General features: G+C 40.5%; 20 protein-coding genes. 13 read left to right on the top strand and 7 right to left on the bottom strand.

All coding sequences use genetic code 11. From position 1 onward, the window contains the following. Positions 1-207: 207 nt before the first annotated feature. Together C427_RS26275 and C427_RS06435 are read right to left on the bottom strand one after the other, a co-directional pair. Positions 208-345, bottom strand: a complete 138-nt coding sequence (locus tag C427_RS26275; protein ID WP_007634816.1) for a hypothetical protein — start codon at positions 343-345, stop codon at positions 208-210. A gap of 210 nt (positions 346-555) precedes the next feature. Beyond that, a complete protein-coding gene (locus tag C427_RS06435) occupies positions 556-744 on the bottom strand; it encodes an AAA family ATPase (protein ID WP_007634814.1) in 189 nt (62 codons plus the stop codon). A gap of 479 nt (positions 745-1,223) precedes the next feature. Here C427_RS06435 and C427_RS06430 point away from each other — a divergent pair, with 479 nt between their 5' ends. Next, on the top strand, positions 1,224-2,399 hold the full coding sequence (locus C427_RS06430; protein WP_007634807.1) for an HD-GYP domain-containing protein: 1,176 nt from the start codon (positions 1,224-1,226) through the stop codon (positions 2,397-2,399). A gap of 77 nt (positions 2,400-2,476) precedes the next feature. On the opposite strand, the gene C427_RS06425 is transcribed toward C427_RS06430, so the two are convergent. After that, on the bottom strand, positions 2,477-3,499 hold the full coding sequence (locus C427_RS06425; RefSeq protein ID WP_007634805.1) for a general secretion pathway protein GspB: 1,023 nt from the start codon (positions 3,497-3,499) through the stop codon (positions 2,477-2,479). Next, positions 3,492-4,403, bottom strand: coding sequence for an ExeA family protein (locus C427_RS06420; protein ID WP_007634803.1), 912 nt, complete (start codon positions 4,401-4,403; stop codon positions 3,492-3,494). The genes C427_RS06425 and C427_RS06420 overlap by 8 nt, the downstream gene beginning before the upstream one ends. 178 nt (positions 4,404-4,581) lie before the next feature. Between C427_RS06420 and C427_RS06415 the strand changes: the two genes are divergently transcribed. From C427_RS06415 to C427_RS06395, 6 genes are all read left to right on the top strand, one after another. Then, entirely contained in the window at positions 4,582-5,805 is a 1,224-nt protein-coding gene (locus tag C427_RS06415; protein ID WP_015430588.1) for a multifunctional CCA addition/repair protein, read from the top strand. Between the two features lie 32 nt (positions 5,806-5,837). Next, entirely contained in the window at positions 5,838-6,494 is a 657-nt protein-coding gene (locus C427_RS06410) for a dUTP diphosphatase (RefSeq protein ID WP_007634799.1), read from the top strand. Positions 6,495-6,552: 58 nt separating this feature from the next. Next, positions 6,553-8,460, top strand: coding sequence for a prolyl oligopeptidase family serine peptidase (locus C427_RS28140; protein ID WP_201765511.1), 1,908 nt, complete (start codon positions 6,553-6,555; stop codon positions 8,458-8,460). 1 nt (position 8,461) lies between these two features. Next, on the top strand, positions 8,462-8,719 hold the full coding sequence (locus C427_RS28135; RefSeq protein WP_201765510.1) for an alpha/beta hydrolase family protein: 258 nt from the start codon (positions 8,462-8,464) through the stop codon (positions 8,717-8,719). A 119-nt stretch (positions 8,720-8,838) separates the two neighbouring features. Beyond that, positions 8,839-9,501 carry a DUF6624 domain-containing protein gene (locus tag C427_RS06400; RefSeq protein WP_226991032.1) on the top strand — a complete coding sequence of 221 codons (663 nt, stop codon included), beginning with the start codon at positions 8,839-8,841 and terminating at the stop codon, positions 9,499-9,501. Between the two features lie 155 nt (positions 9,502-9,656). Next, entirely contained in the window at positions 9,657-9,863 is a 207-nt protein-coding gene (locus C427_RS06395) for a hypothetical protein (protein WP_007634789.1), read from the top strand. 210 nt (positions 9,864-10,073) lie between these two features. On the opposite strand, the gene C427_RS06390 is transcribed toward C427_RS06395, so the two are convergent. Then, positions 10,074-11,348 (bottom strand): Xaa-Pro dipeptidase, encoded by a 1,275-nt coding sequence (locus C427_RS06390; RefSeq protein WP_007634787.1) that lies wholly within the window; start codon positions 11,346-11,348, stop codon positions 10,074-10,076. Positions 11,349-11,490: 142 nt separating this feature from the next. Further along, the gene (locus C427_RS06385) at positions 11,491-13,482 is read right to left on the bottom strand and encodes an alpha-amylase (RefSeq protein WP_187292407.1); all 1,992 of its coding nucleotides are present in this window, start codon (positions 13,480-13,482) and stop codon (positions 11,491-11,493) included. A gap of 564 nt (positions 13,483-14,046) precedes the next feature. On the opposite strand from C427_RS06385, the gene C427_RS27210 reads away from it, so the two are divergent. Together C427_RS27210 and C427_RS27205 are read left to right on the top strand one after the other, a co-directional pair. Further along, positions 14,047-14,448 carry a hypothetical protein gene (locus C427_RS27210; protein WP_007634779.1) on the top strand — a complete coding sequence of 134 codons (402 nt, stop codon included), beginning with the start codon at positions 14,047-14,049 and terminating at the stop codon, positions 14,446-14,448. A 49-nt stretch (positions 14,449-14,497) separates the two neighbouring features. After that, a complete protein-coding gene (locus C427_RS27205; RefSeq protein WP_081588958.1) occupies positions 14,498-14,659 on the top strand; it encodes a LytTR family transcriptional regulator DNA-binding domain-containing protein in 162 nt (53 codons plus the stop codon). Positions 14,660-14,909: 250 nt separating this feature from the next. Here C427_RS27205 and C427_RS06375 read toward each other — a convergent pair whose 3' ends face one another. Continuing rightward, positions 14,910-15,413: a fasciclin domain-containing protein gene (locus C427_RS06375; protein WP_007642202.1), complete on the bottom strand. Its 504-nt coding sequence runs from the start codon at positions 15,411-15,413 to the stop codon at positions 14,910-14,912. A gap of 571 nt (positions 15,414-15,984) precedes the next feature. Here C427_RS06375 and C427_RS06370 point away from each other — a divergent pair. The 4 genes from C427_RS06370 (at position 15,985) to C427_RS06355 (ending at position 19,068) form a co-directional block, all read left to right on the top strand. Beyond that, positions 15,985-16,881, top strand: a complete 897-nt coding sequence (locus C427_RS06370; protein ID WP_007642200.1) for an IS982 family transposase — start codon at positions 15,985-15,987, stop codon at positions 16,879-16,881. A 184-nt stretch (positions 16,882-17,065) separates the two neighbouring features. Continuing rightward, complete coding sequence (locus C427_RS06365; RefSeq protein WP_226991263.1) at positions 17,066-17,626, top strand: RNA polymerase sigma factor; 561 nt, start codon at positions 17,066-17,068, stop codon at positions 17,624-17,626. Next, the gene (locus C427_RS06360; RefSeq protein ID WP_007642196.1) at positions 17,623-18,594 is read left to right on the top strand and encodes a FecR family protein; all 972 of its coding nucleotides are present in this window, start codon (positions 17,623-17,625) and stop codon (positions 18,592-18,594) included. Before C427_RS06365 ends, C427_RS06360 begins: the two co-directional genes overlap by 4 nt. Before the next feature lie 231 nt (positions 18,595-18,825). Next, positions 18,826-19,068, top strand: coding sequence for an STN domain-containing protein (locus C427_RS06355; RefSeq protein ID WP_041250444.1), 243 nt, complete (start codon positions 18,826-18,828; stop codon positions 19,066-19,068). Positions 19,069-19,071 lie beyond the last annotated feature (3 nt).

The raw sequence follows: 19,071 nt of genomic DNA, 5'->3' as shown, positions 1-19,071 counted from the left end.
ATGCAGAACAATATTGTGAAGAAAATAGTAAATATATTCAATGTGGTATTTGGGGAAACATTTGGCTGTATATCTAGGTCAATAGCCCTGTTTGGCCAAAACTCATGCCGAAAATGGCAGTAATACTGACAATATTTTTAATATAGTGAGGTTAAAATGCCATGCTAAAAGATGAAACTAGTTAAGCAGAAATTGCCAGCCGTATACTTACATTAATGTCACAGCCCCATGTGCCATTTCAATAATATGCTGTAAATCGGCACTGATATCTAAGCTAATGATGTCAGCCTCAGATTCAGGTAACTGCATGCTGCTAAATTGACTTACCAGCATAGACTCAAGCATAAAGTGTCCTGCTCTTAGTGACATTCTTTGACTGATAGTGCCTAAATCAGTCAAAGAATGAATAAATAAATAAGGTAGTAAAACCTAGCTCTCTACATAACTGGCGATGCCGACGCCGCAAACCTGTTTAGGCCAAAACCGAATCAACTAATGTTCCTTGGCACAAATGTTGAGTTGAACGTCATAGCCAAGGATCACGCATGACATCAGTCAAAAGGATGCCGTTTGCTGTTTTGCTGCAACTGAATAAAAATCGTCAGCCTCAATAAACTCATAACCTAATAACTGGGCAAGCTGCTCGCCCACAGTAGATTTACCAAAGCCACTAACGCCCATCATAATTACCAGTTTAGGCTTCACCTTCTTTGACTTAATAGAAACATCTGGAATAAGTTGCATCTAATTGGCACCTCTTTCTTAAATGGGAAGTATTATTTCGACTGCATAGGTCTTACTGGGTTAAACGCTTGTAATACATTGGCCCAATGCCGCCTCAGCGCTTACCTGTATCTGTTGCTTAATATAGGCTTACCTTGCGCATAAATCATATTGAATCTGGATCGTCTGAATCTACACGTGATTTTCACACTATGCCAATCGCAGTGTTCGTTATGTGGCGCTTGATTGATATATTTAAGTTCTGATCCTTGCTTTAACATTTTGTAACGAAATAAGTGTAAGTGTACATAACATATATAATAGAAGTGTCGTCAATAGCGTTTTATGATTTGAGAATGCCATTGGGCGATTTTCTAGCTAATTATTCAGTCTCATTTTTAGTGTATAAAGCAAAATCAAAGATATTTATGAGAATGCGACTTGACTGACAACTCAAATTCTCTAAGACTTGGAGCTGTGTTTAATTCAGAAGTATAATCATGCTAGAATTTGTTGATATAGATGCGCTTTTACCGGGCATGTTCATTGTTAAAGTAATAAAACAATCGGGAAAAATAACTGTCGCCACGGCAGGCAAAATTAATGATCAACAAGATATTAATAGTCTTCTAGATAAGGGCATTTTGCAGGTTCAAATTGATCCGGCTAAAAGCACCCATCTTAATACTGATGATGAGTTAAATGACCTTGGTGAAACGTATCTCAATGCTTCGGGACTAAGTTACAGCCAACAATTAGAACATTCACTTATACTTCATGACCAAGCAAAAACAATCCAAGGTCGCCTCATTAAACGTGTGGCAAATGGCAGAATTGCTGATATCGAAGAAGTGAACAATATCATGCAAGAAATTGTCAACAAAGCGTTTGAGTGTGATGATGCCCTTGGTATCACCACCTTGCTCAAGGATAACGATGAATACTTTCTTGAACACAGTATAAACTGCGCCATATTAATGGTGATGTTTGGGCGTTCACTTGAGATAGAAAAATCTACCTTACAACACCTAGGTGTCGGTGCTTTGCTAATGGATATTGGTATGGTCAAATTGCCTTTATTGTTAACTCAAAAAACCGATAGTCTGTCTGTTCAAGAATCACAACGGATGCAACGCCACATTGATATCGCACTAAAGCTCCTAGAACCCATAGAAGACATAGATGAGATTAGTCTGACTGTCATTAAGCAACACCACGAAAGACTTGATGGAACAGGATACTCTGACGGATTGAGGGGTGAACAAATATCTCAATATGGCAGAATGGCAGCAATAGTCGATACTTACGATTCATTAACTACCTCAAGACCCTACCGCGATACGTTTAAACCTGCTGATGCATTAAAAAAGATGCAGGCCGAAGGTTTGGGTCTAGACAAAGAACTGTTGAGTAAATTTATAGGCTGTATTGGCGCCAATCCTATTGGCTCTTTGGTAAAACTGGCCAGCGGAAAACTCGCCATGGTAATGCGCCTTAGTCGCCATCACCCTCTATCCCCAAACGTTATGGTTTTTTATAACTTAAACACAAAAATAGCTGAAGTAGCACAACTCGATTTATCTAAAGTAGAGGATGAAATCGTTGATAGTGTCTCACCTGAAGACTTTGATATTAGCTTACCAGTTTTTTTACGTCAGTCATTTTTTAGCAAATAATATAAACCCAATACCCAATAAACTTGGGTATTGGGTTTAAAAACTCATGACAAACAGCAGTTTACCGATTTTTTCAATTACCAATCTGTCAGAGCAGCCATTGAAAACGTTTGCCCAGAATAATTTAAAATAACATGCTGTGGTTCTATTCGAACAATTTCAATGGTCCCATCAATTTTATCGCCTTCAACCATTCTAGTGCCATTTACCCTGACCCACCTTTCAGATTCAACCGATGCATACATATGTGCCGAAAAAGCCATGCTGGGTAATCTTGTCATCACCCAAGCAGGCAGCTGATCAATTCTTGGCACATCGGCACTGCTGGGCACACTTTCGATAGGTACCGGAGTAACTGGCGAATCTGCGACTTCTGTAATAGCTTTTCTGAACCGAGCTAAAACATCAGCAGAAATTTGAGGCTCTGGTTCGGGTGCTGAAGTGATTGTTTCTAGAACATCATTGGGCGCAGAATCTGTTTCAATATCAGCTATTGCAGCGGCTTGTTGAACCGGTGTTTTTTCGATTACCTCGATGTATGTATTTTGTGGTTTATCGACCTTAACGGATGGTTCAATTTTATTATTCCGTGGCTCAGTCGCAGGGGCAACCACCGTTAGAACTGGCGCAGAAACATTGGCTACTGGCATATCAGGTTTGGGGCTTAGTAAGGTTAATATTTGCTGATAATTAGCCAAGGTCCAACCTGAGCTTAAACCACCTATAGCAATAAATACGGCTAACAAATAACGCTTAGTATAAAACTGCCAAACTGATGGTATGTCCTGCACCGATGGTAAAAATAAACTGCGATGAAATTGCTCTGACAAACCATCATCGATTCGAGTATGGGTTACTTTATTGCTTTCAAGCATTCTTATGGTTGCTGATTTTTTAATCGTTGGCGCATCAACTTCCACTTCAACGGTTTGGTCAGGATCAACTTCTACTTGTTGAATCCCCATTTCAATCAGGCCCTGCACCATATCTCGGCTGGTGACCAGCCCCGCTTTCTTGATTTTGACGGGTCCATTTTGCGCTGTGATCCGCACAATCACCATGCCTGGCTGTAAATCTTGAATCTGTATTTGTTTATGCATTGAGTTGGCCTATTGCAAAACCTAAAGCCGTTGCGACTAAAAACACGCCTAACAAGGTATAAGTCCAACGTTTTCCCTGTCGCTGTTGCACCACATCGTCACCTAAAATCTGTTGTGCTGCGGCAATAAAAATATGTTGTGATACAACGGGTAACTGTTTTGTAAACGTTAACGTTAGGGCCCTATCACACAATAGGTTAATGACTCTTGGGATACCACCGGTGATATCAAATGCAGAACGAATGGTGGCTTTAGAAAACACACTCATATCCCCATTAGCCACGCCTAACCTATGTTGAATATAAGCACCGACTTCGGAAGATGTTAAAGGCAAAAGATGATAACGGGCGGTAATACGCTGAGCTAATTGACGTAACTCATTACGTTTTAATAATTGCTGTAATTCAGGTTGCCCAATCAACACTACCTTCAGCAACTTCTCTCGATTAGTTTCTAAATTTGTAAGCAACCTAAGTTGTTCTAATACTTCAGGCAATAAATGTTGTGCTTCATCCACAATCAGCACGGTGTTCACTCCGTGCTCATGATTATTGGCTAATTTGTCGAGAATTTGGTCAGTAAAGTATTTTAGGCTGGCATGTTTACGTTTGTATTCAATACCTAACTCATTACAGATTGTGCCCAACAGCTCTAATGCAGACAAAGTAGGATTCAAAATCATTGCAACTTGAGTATTTTCAGGTAATTGTTGCATCAACTTACGCGATACCGTGGTTTTACCCGTGCCCACCTCCCCGGTTAACATCACAAATCCACCACTTTCACGCAAACCAAAAATCAAGTGAGCCAAGGCTTCTTTGTGGCGAGGACTCATATACAAATAGTCGGGATTGGGCGCGATAGAAAACGGATTATCTGATAATCCAAAATAGCTGAGATACATAGTTAGTCTGACACGTCCGTGGATGATATACAGGGTTAAAGGAGCAACGCTAAACTACCCAGTTAGCTAGATTTTGTCAAAGAGACAGTTGATATTTTAAAGTGATTATTAAGCTATGTGTCTTCTGCAATGCCTAGGTCTGAGGCATAATACCCGCAATGAAACATTCTAAGATTTTATGCAAACTTATTTAGTCGGTGGCGCGGTGCGCGACAAATTGCTTGGGCGCCCGATAAAAGACCAAGATTGGGTGGTAGTAGGCAGCACCACTGAGCAAATGTTAGCCCAAGGTTATCAAGCTGTTGGCGCTGACTTTCCAGTATTCTTGCACCCAAAGACTAAAGAAGAATATGCCCTTGCTCGCATCGAACGCAAAATAGGCGCTGGTTATAGCGGTTTTAGCTGCGATGCCTCAAGTAAGGTCAGCCTAGAAGAAGACTTATTACGCCGCGACTTAACCATCAACGCCATGGCGATGGATGACCAAGGTAACATTATCGATCCTTACAATGGCCAACAGGATCTTAAAGACAAACTTTTACGTCATGTGTCCACAGCCTTTGTTGAAGACCCTCTACGTGTATTACGTGTGGCCCGATTTGCGGCCCGTTATCACAGTTTGGGGTTTCGTATCGCCCCAGAAACGATGGCTTTGATGCATACAATAGTCTCTAATGGCGAACTCACCGCGCTCAGCGCCGAACGGGTGTGGCAAGAAACCGCACGTAGTTTGTTAGAAGATAATCCGGAAATTTATTTTGAAAACCTCAGAGCTTGTAAAGCACTAGCCGAATGGTTCCCTGAGTTAGATGTCCTCTGGGGCATTCCCAATCCGCCCAAATGGCACCCTGAAATAGATACCGGCATTCATACTATGATGGTGTTGCAACAGGCTGTTAAGCTATCAGATAAACTAACGGTGCGATTCGCTGCGCTGGTACATGATTTAGGTAAAGGACTCACGGAGCCTGAAAACTGGCCATCACACCCAGGCCATGAAAAGCGGGGCCTAGAAGCAATCAACACCCTTTGCGATCGCCTAAAATCACCTAATGACTGCCGCGAACTCGGTTTAATGGTCAGCCAATATCACACCCATGTTCATCAAGCCTTCGAACTGAAAGCCAGTACTGTGCTGGGTATGTTGAATCGCTGTGACGTATGGCGCAAACCACAAAGGTTTGCCGATTGTTTGCTCACCTGTAAAGCCGATGCCAGAGGCAGAACCAACTTTGAAGACAGCGAATACAAAAACGCTGAATATATCTGGCAAGCCTATGAGGCTGCATTAGAAGTGGATATCAAAGCCATAGTTGCAAAAGGCTATCAAGGCAAAGCAATTAAAGAACAAACCGAACAACAACGCATAAGCGTTATTCAAAATTTAAAAGTTTTATCTTAAATAATACAAAATAATAAAGGACAATCGTCACTATGCTCAGCTCACCCCAACTCTCCACAATGTTATCGCTACAAGACGGCATGAACAAAAAGGTCAATCCTGATTGGCTCAACGCAGGTTACGCTTATTTACGGGCGGCCATGATTGAGTCAGTAGAAGGCATAGAGCACCATGGCTGGAAATGGTGGAAAGCGCAGCACAAGGATTTACCTCAACTGCAAATGGAACTGGTGGATATCTGGCACTTTGCTTTATCAGACATCATCATTGGTTTTACTGGGGATATTCAAAAATCTGCCAACACCATCGCCGAGCAACTTGCATCCAACCGCAGCCAAGTCACGTTTGATGGCAAAGACTATTTATTTACACAACAAGACATTCTAGATAATTTAGAGCTAATGGCCGGCTTATGCGCCGCCAAACGTTTCGATGTACCTTTATTTTTAAAGATAGTCGAGCAAGCTGAAATGGACTCTGATGAATTGTATCGCCAATACGTTGGCAAAAACGTATTGAATTTCTTCCGTCAAGATCATGGTTATAAAGAAGGCACTTACCAAAAAGTTTGGAACGGCCGTGAAGATAATGAACATCTAGTCGATGTGTTAAACAGTCTTGATATTAGTTTAAGTGACTATAGCGATAAAGTTTACGCTGGCTTAAAACAAAGATACCCAACTAATTAACAGGTTATAACTTTTTCAATAGTATAACCTTGAAACCCAATTTCAGAAGGAGAATGTAATGCGCACCCAACGCAAAAAACAGTTGTGTGAATTATTCAAAACTACTTTTTTACGGAGGAGCACTGGTAGAAGATTTTTTCAAGTTATCACTTGGCTGATGTTATCTGCCAGTCTAAACGCCTCTCCAGTCATAGCAAAACAAGACAATAAGCCACCATCAAAACGATTTACTGCTGAGCGTGTATTCGATATGGAATACGCCAATGATCCGCAAATTTCGCCTGATGGCAAAAGCATCGTTTATGTGCGCCAAAGCATGGATGAAATGACCGACCAAGACGCTGGCAAGTTATGGGTGATAGATATTAAATCTGGCACAAATCGACCATTAATTGCGGACAAAAACGCTTCTTCTCCGCGCTGGTCTCCTGATGGAAAAAGCTTGGTGTTTAATAGCTCCCATGACAGTAAACCGGAATTACGCAGAGTCTTTATTGATTCAGGTATGAGTTTTTCACTGGCCCAATTACATAAAGGCGCATCTAGCGTAGTTTGGTCACCCAATGGCAAGCAATTGGCCTTTAGTATGTTTGTCGAGGCCGATAAACCCTCTTTTGCTAAACCTATTAAGCAACCCAAAGGGGCTAATTGGAACAAACCTTTCAATGTTATAGATGATATGGCCTTTCGCTTTGATGGGGCCGGTTATTTACAAGACGGTGCCAGCCAAATATTTACCCTGCCAGTAGGCGGTGGTACTCCAAGGCAGGTTACATTTGAAGAGGTGGGCCTTTCGAGTCCGCAGTGGCTCGACAATAACCAACTTTTGCTTACCGGTAATTTAGCCGAAGATAGAGATCTCGATCCTATCGAAAGTGAAATTTACCAATTAGATTTATCCGTCCTTAAACTAACGGCGTTAACCACAAGAGATGGGCCAGATCATTCCCCTGTTGTTTCACCCGATGGTAAAACGATTGCATTTCGAGGTTACGATGATAAAACCTTATCTTATCAGCAAGATAACCTGTATTTAATTGATGCTGACGGCTCTGACTTTCGCCCTCTTGCCAAGGACTTTGCCGGCAGTATAGGTCAAACAGTTTGGGCGCCTGACGGTAAAAGCTTATTGGTGCTATCTGAAGACTATGGTGTATTGAGTTTATTTAACATCAGTCTTAAAGGCAAAGTATCAAAGATAGTCACTAACATAGGTGGCGCATCAATAGGTCGGCCTTATGCTGCAGGTAGTTTTTCTGTAAGCCAAGATAAAAAACCAATGATCGCATTTACAGCGGGATTTAGTGATCGCCCAGCCGAAGTTGGCGTGGTCAATCTAAATGGTAAAAATCAACAGATATTAACGGCTTTAAATGAAGATGTGTTGCCCTATCTAGATATGGCTCCTATTGAAGAAATCAAAGTTAAATCTACCCACGATGGCCTAGAAATAGAGGCGTGGGTAGCCTTCCCGCCTGATTTTAAAGCAGATGGCACCTACCCCATGATTTTAGAAATTCATGGCGGACCTTATGCTATGTATGGACCGTTTTTTGCCAGTGAAATCCAGCGTTATGCAGCCGAAGGGTATGTCACTGTGTGGGTTAACCCTCGGGGTTCTACCGGTTATGGCGAAGAGTTTGCACTGGCCATTGACTTAGCCTACCCCGGATATGATTACGATGACTTAATGACAGTTGTGGACGAAGTGGTAGCCAAAAAATACGTCGACCCAGAGCGTTTATTTGTTACCGGAGGTTCAGGTGGAGGCCTTTTAACCGCGTGGATTACCACTAAAACCCAACGTTTCGCAGCCGCCGCATCAATTAAACCTGTTATAAACTGGATGACTATGGCACTGGCTGCTGATATCGGCCAGTACGTTCGCAGACATTGGATACGTGCCGACCCTTGGTCCGACCCTGAGACATATCTAAAAACGCTCGCCCATACGTTATGTGGATAAAGTGAAAACACCCACATTACTCATGGTAGGAGAAGAAGATTACCGGACCCCAGCGTGGGAAGCAGAACAATACTATACCGCATTGAAAATGTTAGAAGTAGATACTGCTTTGATTCGTGTTCCAGGTGCACCTCATTACATTGCTTCTCGACCCAGCCGCTTGATAGGCAAAACCGATAACATTATGGGCTGGTTTGCTAAGTATGATCCTGCTAAGCAAAAAAGCACCGCAATACCATTTGAAAGTACTGACCAATAACTAATCAATCTGGGCATGCTTCAAAGTATGCCCAGACGTTGCTTTGAGGACACCCAATTTCGGGTTATACAACAACAGTAATAATGTATCTTAAAGTTTGCTGCGATATGGCCAAGTTGATGACTATATTGCGTGAGTGTGATGTTCAAAAACACAACATCAAAAATGAAAAACCTCAAAATACCTGTCAAAATACAACCTTGGGTGTAACCAAAATGCGCTTAATCATATGTCTAGTAGTAATATTTACTTCTCTACCAGCACTAGGAGGGCTTGATAAAGGTTTACAAACTCAGCTTATTAAAATGGCACAACAAAGTCAGCAGATCCGCCAAAATTTAGAAACACAAGCTGTAGCAAACACACCTGCAACACTTCAATCCTTAGCCATAGAAATAGATAGTGTTCATTCTCAAACTCTAAAAGAGATAATTGCTTTACATGGTTGGCCTAGTAAAGAGAAGGTTGGGGAGAAAGGCATTCAAGCTGCATTTGTTCTAGTAAAACACTCTAAAAATTTAGCCTTTCAACAAGATATGTTGCCATTAATTATTCAGTCTTACTTAAACAATCACGCTATTGCAGCAGAAGACGTAGCTCAATTTACTGATAACGTTTCAATCAAACTCGGTAAAAAACAGGTGTTTGGTACTCAGGCAGAATTGATAGACGGTAACGTTGTATTTGCCCCAATTGAAAACGCAGATAGCGTAGACTTATTAAGAGCTCAAATGGGTATGTCGACTTTGGCAGAATATAAGAAAACTTTGGAAACATTTTAGATCTTTATAAATACCTTTGATAGTGATTTTTAGCTGTTCACAAACACCAAGAAGACATAATGCAAAACGTGCTGATTTATATTATTTAGACTCACAATAAACACAGGGCGTTGCAATATACTTTTTTGAAAAGAGCTTGAAATCTCAAGCTCTCAATGTGGCTTGAAAACCTTATCGCTGGATTTGCGATGCCTTTGAATATTATTTCACTACCTATGCTACCTGTTCTGAAATGGGTCAATGGAACAGATGGACAATGGCAAGTAGCACCCAACTTTTGGGGAGTGTTGGTTGTTGCGAGCATTAATTTGTTACTAGCCTATTGGATAGTAAAGCTAGTTATTTATATTAAACGCAAATAACATGTGAATATAAACATAGAAGCACAACATACAATGCACCTTGCCACTGAAAGATATGCCATAGGTTATATGCAAGCAGACTCACGCGTTTTACTCGCAAGGAATATGTTTCAATAGGGCTCAAAAGGCCCTACTGAATCAAAATATGTTGGGATATTCACCAAAAAATGACCAATGTCGAATTATTATAGACTAGCCAGTTTCAGCCAATCACTGCTTATAAACTACCCCACCCTTCATCACAAAATCAACGGATTCAAGCACAGCAATATCTTTAAGTGGGTCGCTGCTTACCGCTACCATATCCGCATACTTTCCCTTTTCAATACTTCCGATATTATCTTGCCATTTGAGTAGCTGCGCAGCGTTGATAGTTGCGGCTTGGATAGCTTGTATCGGTGTCATACCGAATTTAACCATACGTGAGAACTGTTTGCCGTTATCGCCATGCGGGTAAATAGCAGCGTCAGAGCCAAAGACCATTTTTGCCCCTGCTTTCACCGCCATAGTAAAACTTTCTCGCTGGCGAGTGCCTACTTGGCGCTCTTTGTTAATGTTCTCTTCAGGCACACCGTTTTCTGCACCTTTAGACAATGTGTATTCAGTGTTGTAGATATCCATTGAAAAAGTAGTACCCATTTTCTTGGCTAATGTAATGGTTTCTTTATCTAAAAAGCTGGCGTGTTCGATTGAATCGACACCTGCTTGAATCGCAAACTTAATGCCTTCAGTACCATGGGCGTGAGCTGCAACTATTTTGCCATGGGTGTGAGCTTCATCCACAATGGCCTGCATTTCTTCAAGAGTGTATTGGCGCATGCCTACTTTTGTGCCTTTAGAAAACACCCCACCTGTGGCGCAGAATTTAATCAAATCAACGCCATACTTAACGTTCTTGCGCACCATTTCACGCACCGCCCATGGGCCATCAGCCACCCCGTCGGCTTTAGATTTAAACGAATGGTTGAGGGCATTATCGTCACAATGACCGCCAGTTATACCTAATGCGGGTCCTGATGCGGCTATCCTTGGCCCTGGTACTTCACCAGCATTAATGGAGTTACGTAGCGCCACATCCATGTAATCAGGCGATCCTACATCTCTGACAGCAGTAAAACCTGCCATCAAGGTTTTTTCCGCGTTAACGACTCCGCCAATAACCGCTCGGTGCGGTGACTGAAACAATCCAGCGTAGAAATTATTGTCTAGATAGCCCATCAGATGAGTATGCATATCCATAAAGCCCGGTAATATATATTGCTTACTCAAATCGATAACCGTTGCGTCATCAGGAATAGCAGTGCCAGCAGACTGAATGTTGCTAATACGTTCACCTTCGATAAAAATCAGCTGGTTCTTTTGCCACTTTCCTGAGTCAACATCTAATACATAGCCGGCTTTGATGACAGTAGTCGCGGCTTGTAGGCCAGTGCATAAAATAAGTGCCAAGGGTAATAGGTAACGAATAAATGAAAAACGGGTCATAAACAATTCCAAGCTTTTTTCGATTTGAGGTTTACCTTATTGTGCCTAGACTTTTAATCCAATTCAATATTCAGCTGATGCTGGCTGCAATAAAAAGCCCGCATCAATTTAGCGGGCTTATGTAGCAAAGACTGTTTATTACTTAAAAATCTTTGATTTCCACATTACTGTTATTAAAGTCGAATTTATTGATTTTGCCACATTGAGCAAAATGATTATTCGAGCTGTAAGGAGTATTGCTTTGTTGGATATCACCTTCCCAACCTTGACCATTTTTAATATAAGCTTTGAGTTCAAACCAACCGTTGACGGTTTTGCTACAATCCATCTCTACATCTAGCATCCAGTGGTGCGGCCCCCAAATGTTAAGAGGCTCTTGACCATAACCATCATTTTCTACGGTTTTTAGTGGGCCGTATGCTGCAGGCCAAATATCCGTTGTCCAATCGAGTGCGGTGCCCTCGGCTTCTGTACTTTGCCCCGCTTCTATTCCATACCAATCAAGAAAGTTATCGTTCATTTTCCAAGAGGAGGTGGTGGTATTGTTTAGGTTGTTATGGCTGATTGGCATCGCACAAACATAATTATTTGACGTGCAGTTCAAACCTAAATTGGATGCGGCATAGTTGTGGTCTATACCTCCACGTACAAACATGTTTTGACCTCCTTGTGTTTGTGCTTGAATAAATAACACAGTGCGCTGAATATCATCTGGCGTCGAGGTACCTTGAATCTTAGCATTGTGATGAATAGCAACGGCATCAAAAGCAGGCACATCCAGATTAATTGAACCATCAGGTTGCACCGTGATCACACCACCCGAACAGCTTAGTTTATCGCTACTTAGCTCGCCTTTTAACACGTTACAATATTGGCCTTGTGCCATAGAGGTAGCAACGTTTGAATTTAGACCAAAGGTTTCTTTGTTTATAGCAACAAAACCTTGTGACCCGCGACCAAACGCAATCTGATTAGCACCATTATCCCACCAATCGGAAATCGCAAAATGATTTGTCGTGTTGTTACGAAAATCTACGCCACCTGACATATACGAATAACGGTGTTCACATTTCCACTTATCCGCAAAACATTCTAACGTACCATTATTGTGAACAGGTACCGAAGGTCCACCCACGTCAGTATCGCCTTTGTAATCATAACTCGACATGAGTTTTGGATAGCCATAAGGGTACGCCAACATAAATACGTTAGCTAAATCGTATAAACGACCATCTTCATAAGTGATAACATTGCCACCACCACCATGGCCACGCTGGTTATCATGGTTATCGACAAAAACAACGGCTTGGTAACTTGGCATAAACCCCCATCCTTCGCCAAAATTACTTAGCCATGCAAGGTTGCCGTTGCTAAAGGTATTGCCAATTTCAACACTGTATTTAAATTCGGTGACTAAACCATTACTCGCATATTCTGCTGCAGAAATAGCCTCACCTCCTTGATCAATGACTTCTTGAAATATCAATGGTGCACCGGATACTTTAGAGAGGATTGTTGAAATATCTTCAGTTGGCATATGCTTAGATGCGTCTAAACGAAAACCTTTCACTCCAATATTGGTTAAGTCACTCAAAAAAGCCGCAATCGTATCTTGAACATAGGTCGCATCAGTATCTAAATCTGCTAGCCCTACTAATTCGCAGTTTTGTACTTGATAACGGTTACTATAATTGTCTATAGAACAACTAGTATGAAAATCTTGAGGTGAATAAATCGAGTAACTCTTATTACCGAAACTATTACCAGCAGTTCCGGTGCCAGACCCCGCGGCCATATGATTAATAATGGCATCCACATAGATATCGACACCTACCGCATCACATCGCTGCACCATATCAATAAATTCAGCACGGCTACCGCCTCGACTTTCCAGCATATAACTAACCGGTTGATATCTAGCCCACCATTGGCTAGTAGTAATATGTTCATTAGGTGGCGATACCTGAACCGCCGCAAAACCTTTTGGGCCTAAAAATGTTTCGCATTCGGTAGCAACGTCCAGCCAGCTCCACTCAAACAAATGAACGAAGGTGGTGGGTTCAGCTTGAACAATGGGCTGCCCGAGTAATGTGCTGCCAAGAACAGCAGCCAGAAGTGTTTTATTTATTTTCATCATCTTTACACCCGTCTTTTGTGAGTCCTGATTAAAGTATTTTAAGTACTAAATAGGGTTAAACTTCCCCAAGGACCAACACTAGAGCATGTAGAAATAAACTGCCAAGTGAATACGTATGTACAACCTGGCAACATTGAGTTTACATTTAACACACTCACTAAAAAGCTAATTTAATACTGTTTCACACTCATAGACAATTTAATAATTAGCTCCTGTGAACCTTTATATAACCTAGTACTGCCCATCTGGGTCATAACGTATTTGATCAATTACTTAAGTCCTATTTGTCTTTAAAGTTAAATAAATCCTTTTTAATGACTAAACGAGCAGTAGTGATGTGATAATGGCAAGCTGCGGATAACAAGGATAAAAATTGACATGGTTTAAACGCTTTGAGCAACAAAAGGCCGTTACCTTTTTTTATTGATAGCCAGCTACTTCTTTATCAACAGCACCATTAATGCCACATCTGATTGGATGTAAGCAACGCGTAATGGAGCCCCAGAGTTTACCCTGATAGAGCCTTTTATCTGGGAGTATTCCAGCACAATAAGCGTATTATTGTTATTACCCTTACTGGCAATGTTCTGGCAACGCTCACCACTCAAACTGTCTAATATAAAAAGCCAACTAGGCAAAAACTTGGTTGCGTCATTGCTGTTTTCTGTATTGCACGTCAGCATCATGGTTGTGTTAAGAGAGGTTGTATATTGGACAATCGGTGGAAATTACGATTTTGGCTCAATATTGCGCGAATTCATCTACGAATACCGCAAAGATGCCATGAGTTATGGATTGTTCTTAGTTTTTTATCAGTTATATCAATACATCTCCGGCCGCCTTAAAGACGAAGCCAACCTTATAGAAGCCGAGTCTGAACCACAATCATCCTCCAACGTTCCTGACCATCTACTAGATAAAAAAGCTAGACAGAGAATTTTTAGTGAAAGTGGACAATATTGAACGTATGTAAACAGCAGACAACTACGTTAACCTAGAAAGTGGTGGTCGCATTTACCCATTAAGCTCAACCCTCGAAAACTTGAGTAAAAGACTCGCCGAGAAAGGTTTCTGTCGCACTCACCACTCTTACGCAGTTAACTTCTCAGCCAACGATCATATTAGTTATCAGCCGAGTGGTGATGGCGAAATAAGATTGAAAATGGCAATGTAGTCGAGTTATCAAGAACATATAAAAATGAGCTTAAACAACGATTATAGTATTTCTGAAACAGTTAAAACTCAATCGGCTTACGTCGACTTAATGCCACTAAACTTTGTTTCGTAGATGCAGTTTTTAGATAAGACTTTATGAATTGCACTATAAATTGAAATCCGCGAGACATTAAAAATGTTTTATTTTAAATAATACCAAAGAGCATTTAACTGCTCTTTTTTATTATTTCAATGACCGTTGAAGGACATTACATTTTAGGCATAATCACCGTATCGATTACGTGTATCACGCCATTTTTAGTTTTTAGATCCGTTTGCGTAACAGTCGCATTATTGACTTTCACACCGTCTGAAGTATCAATCATTATGTCACTACCTTGCACTGTAGTCGCTTTCGTTAATTTAACTACGTCTGCTGCCATAACATTACCTGCCACAACATGATAAGTCAGGATAGCGACTAGTTTTTCTTTGTTTTCAGGCTTCAATAAATCTTCTACCGTACCCGCTGGCAATTTTTCAAAAGCAGCATTAGTGGGTGCAAACACGGTAAAAGGACCTTCTCCTTGCAGAGTTTCAACTAATCCTGCTGCTTTTACTGCAGCCACTAAAGTGCTGAATGCAGGGTTACTCGCAGCTGTTTCTACAATATCTAAATTCGCTGACTTATGATGCATTGCAAATGCACTAGTCGTAAGAATGGATAGCGACAACACCGCTATTGATACAAATTTCGTAATAAAAAATTTCATTTTTTTCTCCACAATTTAAACCGATTTCAAGAAACAATTTTATGGTTAGGAGTACATGCCATTAATTAATCAGGCAAACTAAACACGTTATGATTACCGACTAAGCCATAAATTTGATCACAATACAGAGATGAATTAGCGAAAAAACACGTTAAAAGAATAAACACTTCGGGTAAATTCGTGCATAAAACTTCTTCTATAAGATTTTGATTGCAACTAAAAACAAGAAACCGGAATTTGCTTGAACAGAACTCTTTTTTGATTTTTCTCAACAGATGAATTATCCAACACAGAAATATATACAACTCAGCTTTATTACTAATCAGGTACATATAATACTAAGGGAACCACTCTAATTAAGGAGCCTGATTAAGACATGGTTTGTTTTGCTATCCTCTTTCTCTATTGCGCTATAACAAATGGAATTTTGTCACTATTGGCCATCATTACAGAGTTTGGTGCGCTAAAAATAATATTAGTTAACCTGAATCCTGTTTAAGAAACTAAACCAAATGCCTGTTCCAAGATCCGAACTTTCGACTAAAAGAGATGAATCTAAAAAGGAACAGGCATGAGTAAATTTGTTGAGTTGTTTTGTGATGTCGATGATTTTTGCAAAGTATTTATACCTCAATGGTGTAAACAACTGCTTGAAGACGGTACGCGAAAACGTCAAAAAGAAGGGCAAAGAGAAGGGCAAATGACCACATATGAAATCATGACGATTGTCGTCAGTTTTCATATGTCACATTACCGTGATTTCAAAAACTACTCTCTTGGGTATGTATCTCTTGTGTACAAAAATGCGTTTCCAAATTTATTGAGTTACACACAATTTATAGAGGTCATGCCTAGAGTTATTGTGCCCATATGTGCCTACTTCACATCACTTAAAGGAAAGCCATCAGGATATGAATTCATTGACTCTTCAAGCATCAAGGTGTGTCATAACATCCGAATACCTAGACATAAAACCTTCGACGGTATCGCTCAACGAGGTAAAGGTACTATGGGTTGGTTTTATGGCTTCAAGCTCCACTTAGTCGTCAATCATCACGGTGAAATTGTTGCTGCGAAAGTCACAACCGCCAATGTACATGACACCCAACCCGTACGTGAATTAGCAGAAGGTTTGACTGATAAATTGTATGGAGACAAAGGCTATTTGAGTAAAGCTTTGGAAGCGGATTTATTAGACAAAGGTGTAAGTCTCATCACAACCGTTCGCAAAAATATGAAAGCAAAAGCTACATCGTTGTGGGATAGAGCCATGCTTTCAAGGCGCTATATAATTGAAACAATAAACGACCAACTTAAGAATATTTCTTATATCGAACACTCAAGGCATCGGAGTATGAACGGCTTTATGCTGAATTTACTCGCGGGATTGGTCGCTAATTGTTTAAAAGAAAATAAGCCAAACCTTAATTTAACTGACGTAGAGCTGAACTCTATGATTATCGCTTAAGCAGATCTCAGGTTAGGTACAGCCGTGGTATTCGCTTGGAGACATTAGGGTGATGCATCACTTTTTAATTTTGGTAATGATCCAACAAACCAGACACAACTGTCCCTAAAAGCTCAGTATCATTATTCTGTAATAATCACACTCTACAGTGATTTCAAATTAAGTCAGAGTTTAGTCATTAGTTTTGTCACAAATATTCCTATGCAAATTTTATAAGCATTATTGGCCTGAACTCTGTGGCAAGCTTCGACGACGCTTCGGTAATGGTCCACCTGATCCTGAAGACATCGCTCAATTAGCCTTCATCAAATATTCTGAAATGATGTCTAAAGACCCTATTGAAAATCCAAAAGCATTTATTTATACCATCGCAAGGAACCTTGTTATTGATTCCTTCCGCCGTGAAAAAAAACAAGAAAAAATGATCGATGAAATATTTCAAGAGTTCAATATTGCTGCCCTTGATGAACAATCTGCAGGACACGATGCACTTGACAGTGAACGTATCTCGCTAATAGAAGATGCCATGGCTAAACTCCCAGCAAAACAAAAAAGCTTCCTAATGGCAAGTTGTGTAGAGGGCTTAAGCTATCGAACAATAGCCAAACAAACTGGGCACTCTTTATCTGATATCAGTCGAACAATAGAAAAAGCATATGCTGCTATTAGCGCTGAATTATTAAACGATGAAGAAGATAAACAAGCTGAATATAATGTTCCTTCTAAAATGAGAAAACTTCAATGAACACGCTTTTTCCTATGAAAAACGCTACTCAAACACAAGCTAGGGAGTGGCTGTTGTTGATGCATTCAGGGGAAGTCCAGCCACAAGACTATCAGGCATTTAAAGGGTGGTTGCAGGCGTCTAGTAAAAATACAAAAACCTACCGTGATATGGAAATGTTATGGCGACAAACGCGTCATACCAACGAAGCTGAAATGTACGTGGCCTATCGGATTAAACAGCAAGTTCCTCAGACTGGCTATACCTCAATAAAACGTTTATCTATCTGGGCATCCGCTATTGCAGCCTCATTTTTACTTTTAATTCTACCCAAATCACACTTTTTTGACGTGGCTCCTGCCAGCCAGGTATATGAAGCACCTAAGACCGAAATACGTTCGTTTAAGCTAGACGATGGGAGCGAGATCACCTTAGGTGCAGGCAGTAAGGTGGCTGTCACTTTGAACAACAAAAGCCGTAATGTGCAACAACTTGTGGGCGAAGTGTTATATCACGTGGCAAAAGATCCAAATAAACCATTTACGGTAAGTGTTCAGGGGAGTGATATTATGGTGTTGGGAACGATTTTTGATGTGCAATTAAGCCAGAGTCAGACCATATTAACGGTAGCCGAAGGCCATGTGAAAGTTGAGCATAATCAAGAGATAAAAAATTTAGTCAAAGCTCAACGAGTTATTATTGGACATAATGGTCAAAACAGTGAAATAAGCTCTATTTCCCTCAGCCAATTCGCTAACTGGCAACAAAAACGATTTAATTTCATCGCTACATCTTTGGACGATGTAGTTAAAACATTAAATCGTTACCTTCCTGAGCCAATACTTTTTACCCATCCCTCGCTTAAAACACGCACCATCACAGCATCATTCAACATCAACCAAATAGAACAAATGTTAGATACGTTAAATTACAGCCATAAAATCCAATGGAACAAAGATCCTCAAGGCGTAATCTGGCTAAGTTTGTGACACTTTTTTGAATTATTCACTTTAACTGAAACACTTGCCCTTGAGATTCGTCATGCCTATGAATCCGAGCTGATCTCGGTAAATATTTAATAGGACTCACATCATGCGTACAGCATTTAAACCTTGCCTACTTGCTGCCAGTATCACGCTCGCAGTCTTGAGCAGTCAATGTGTCATGGCAAATGAAAACATTAATTTAAAAAACAGCCTTTATTATCAGCGATCGATACGTTGTCTAAACAATATAACTTAGTCATCGTGGCCCCTGAATCATTAAAAGACAGTGTTCAATTAAGTGCAGTTAATAATCACTCTTCAGTTTTAGAAGCCTTAAAAGCAGGTTTGGCGAATACAAATTTAACCGCAACAATGAATACTAATGGCTCTATCATGATTGTCCCTAGACAGGTGTCTACCGAGAAGACTAAAAATACAAAAAAAGACCTCGGAGACTCAATCGGTAGAAAAAATTAGTCA

It is taken from the genome of Paraglaciecola psychrophila 170 (assembly GCF_000347635.1).
GTDB classification, from domain to species: Bacteria; Pseudomonadota; Gammaproteobacteria; order Enterobacterales; family Alteromonadaceae; genus Paraglaciecola; species Paraglaciecola psychrophila.
Note: the sequence above shows the minus strand (reverse complement) of the source record. Positions and strands in the feature narration are given on the sequence as shown.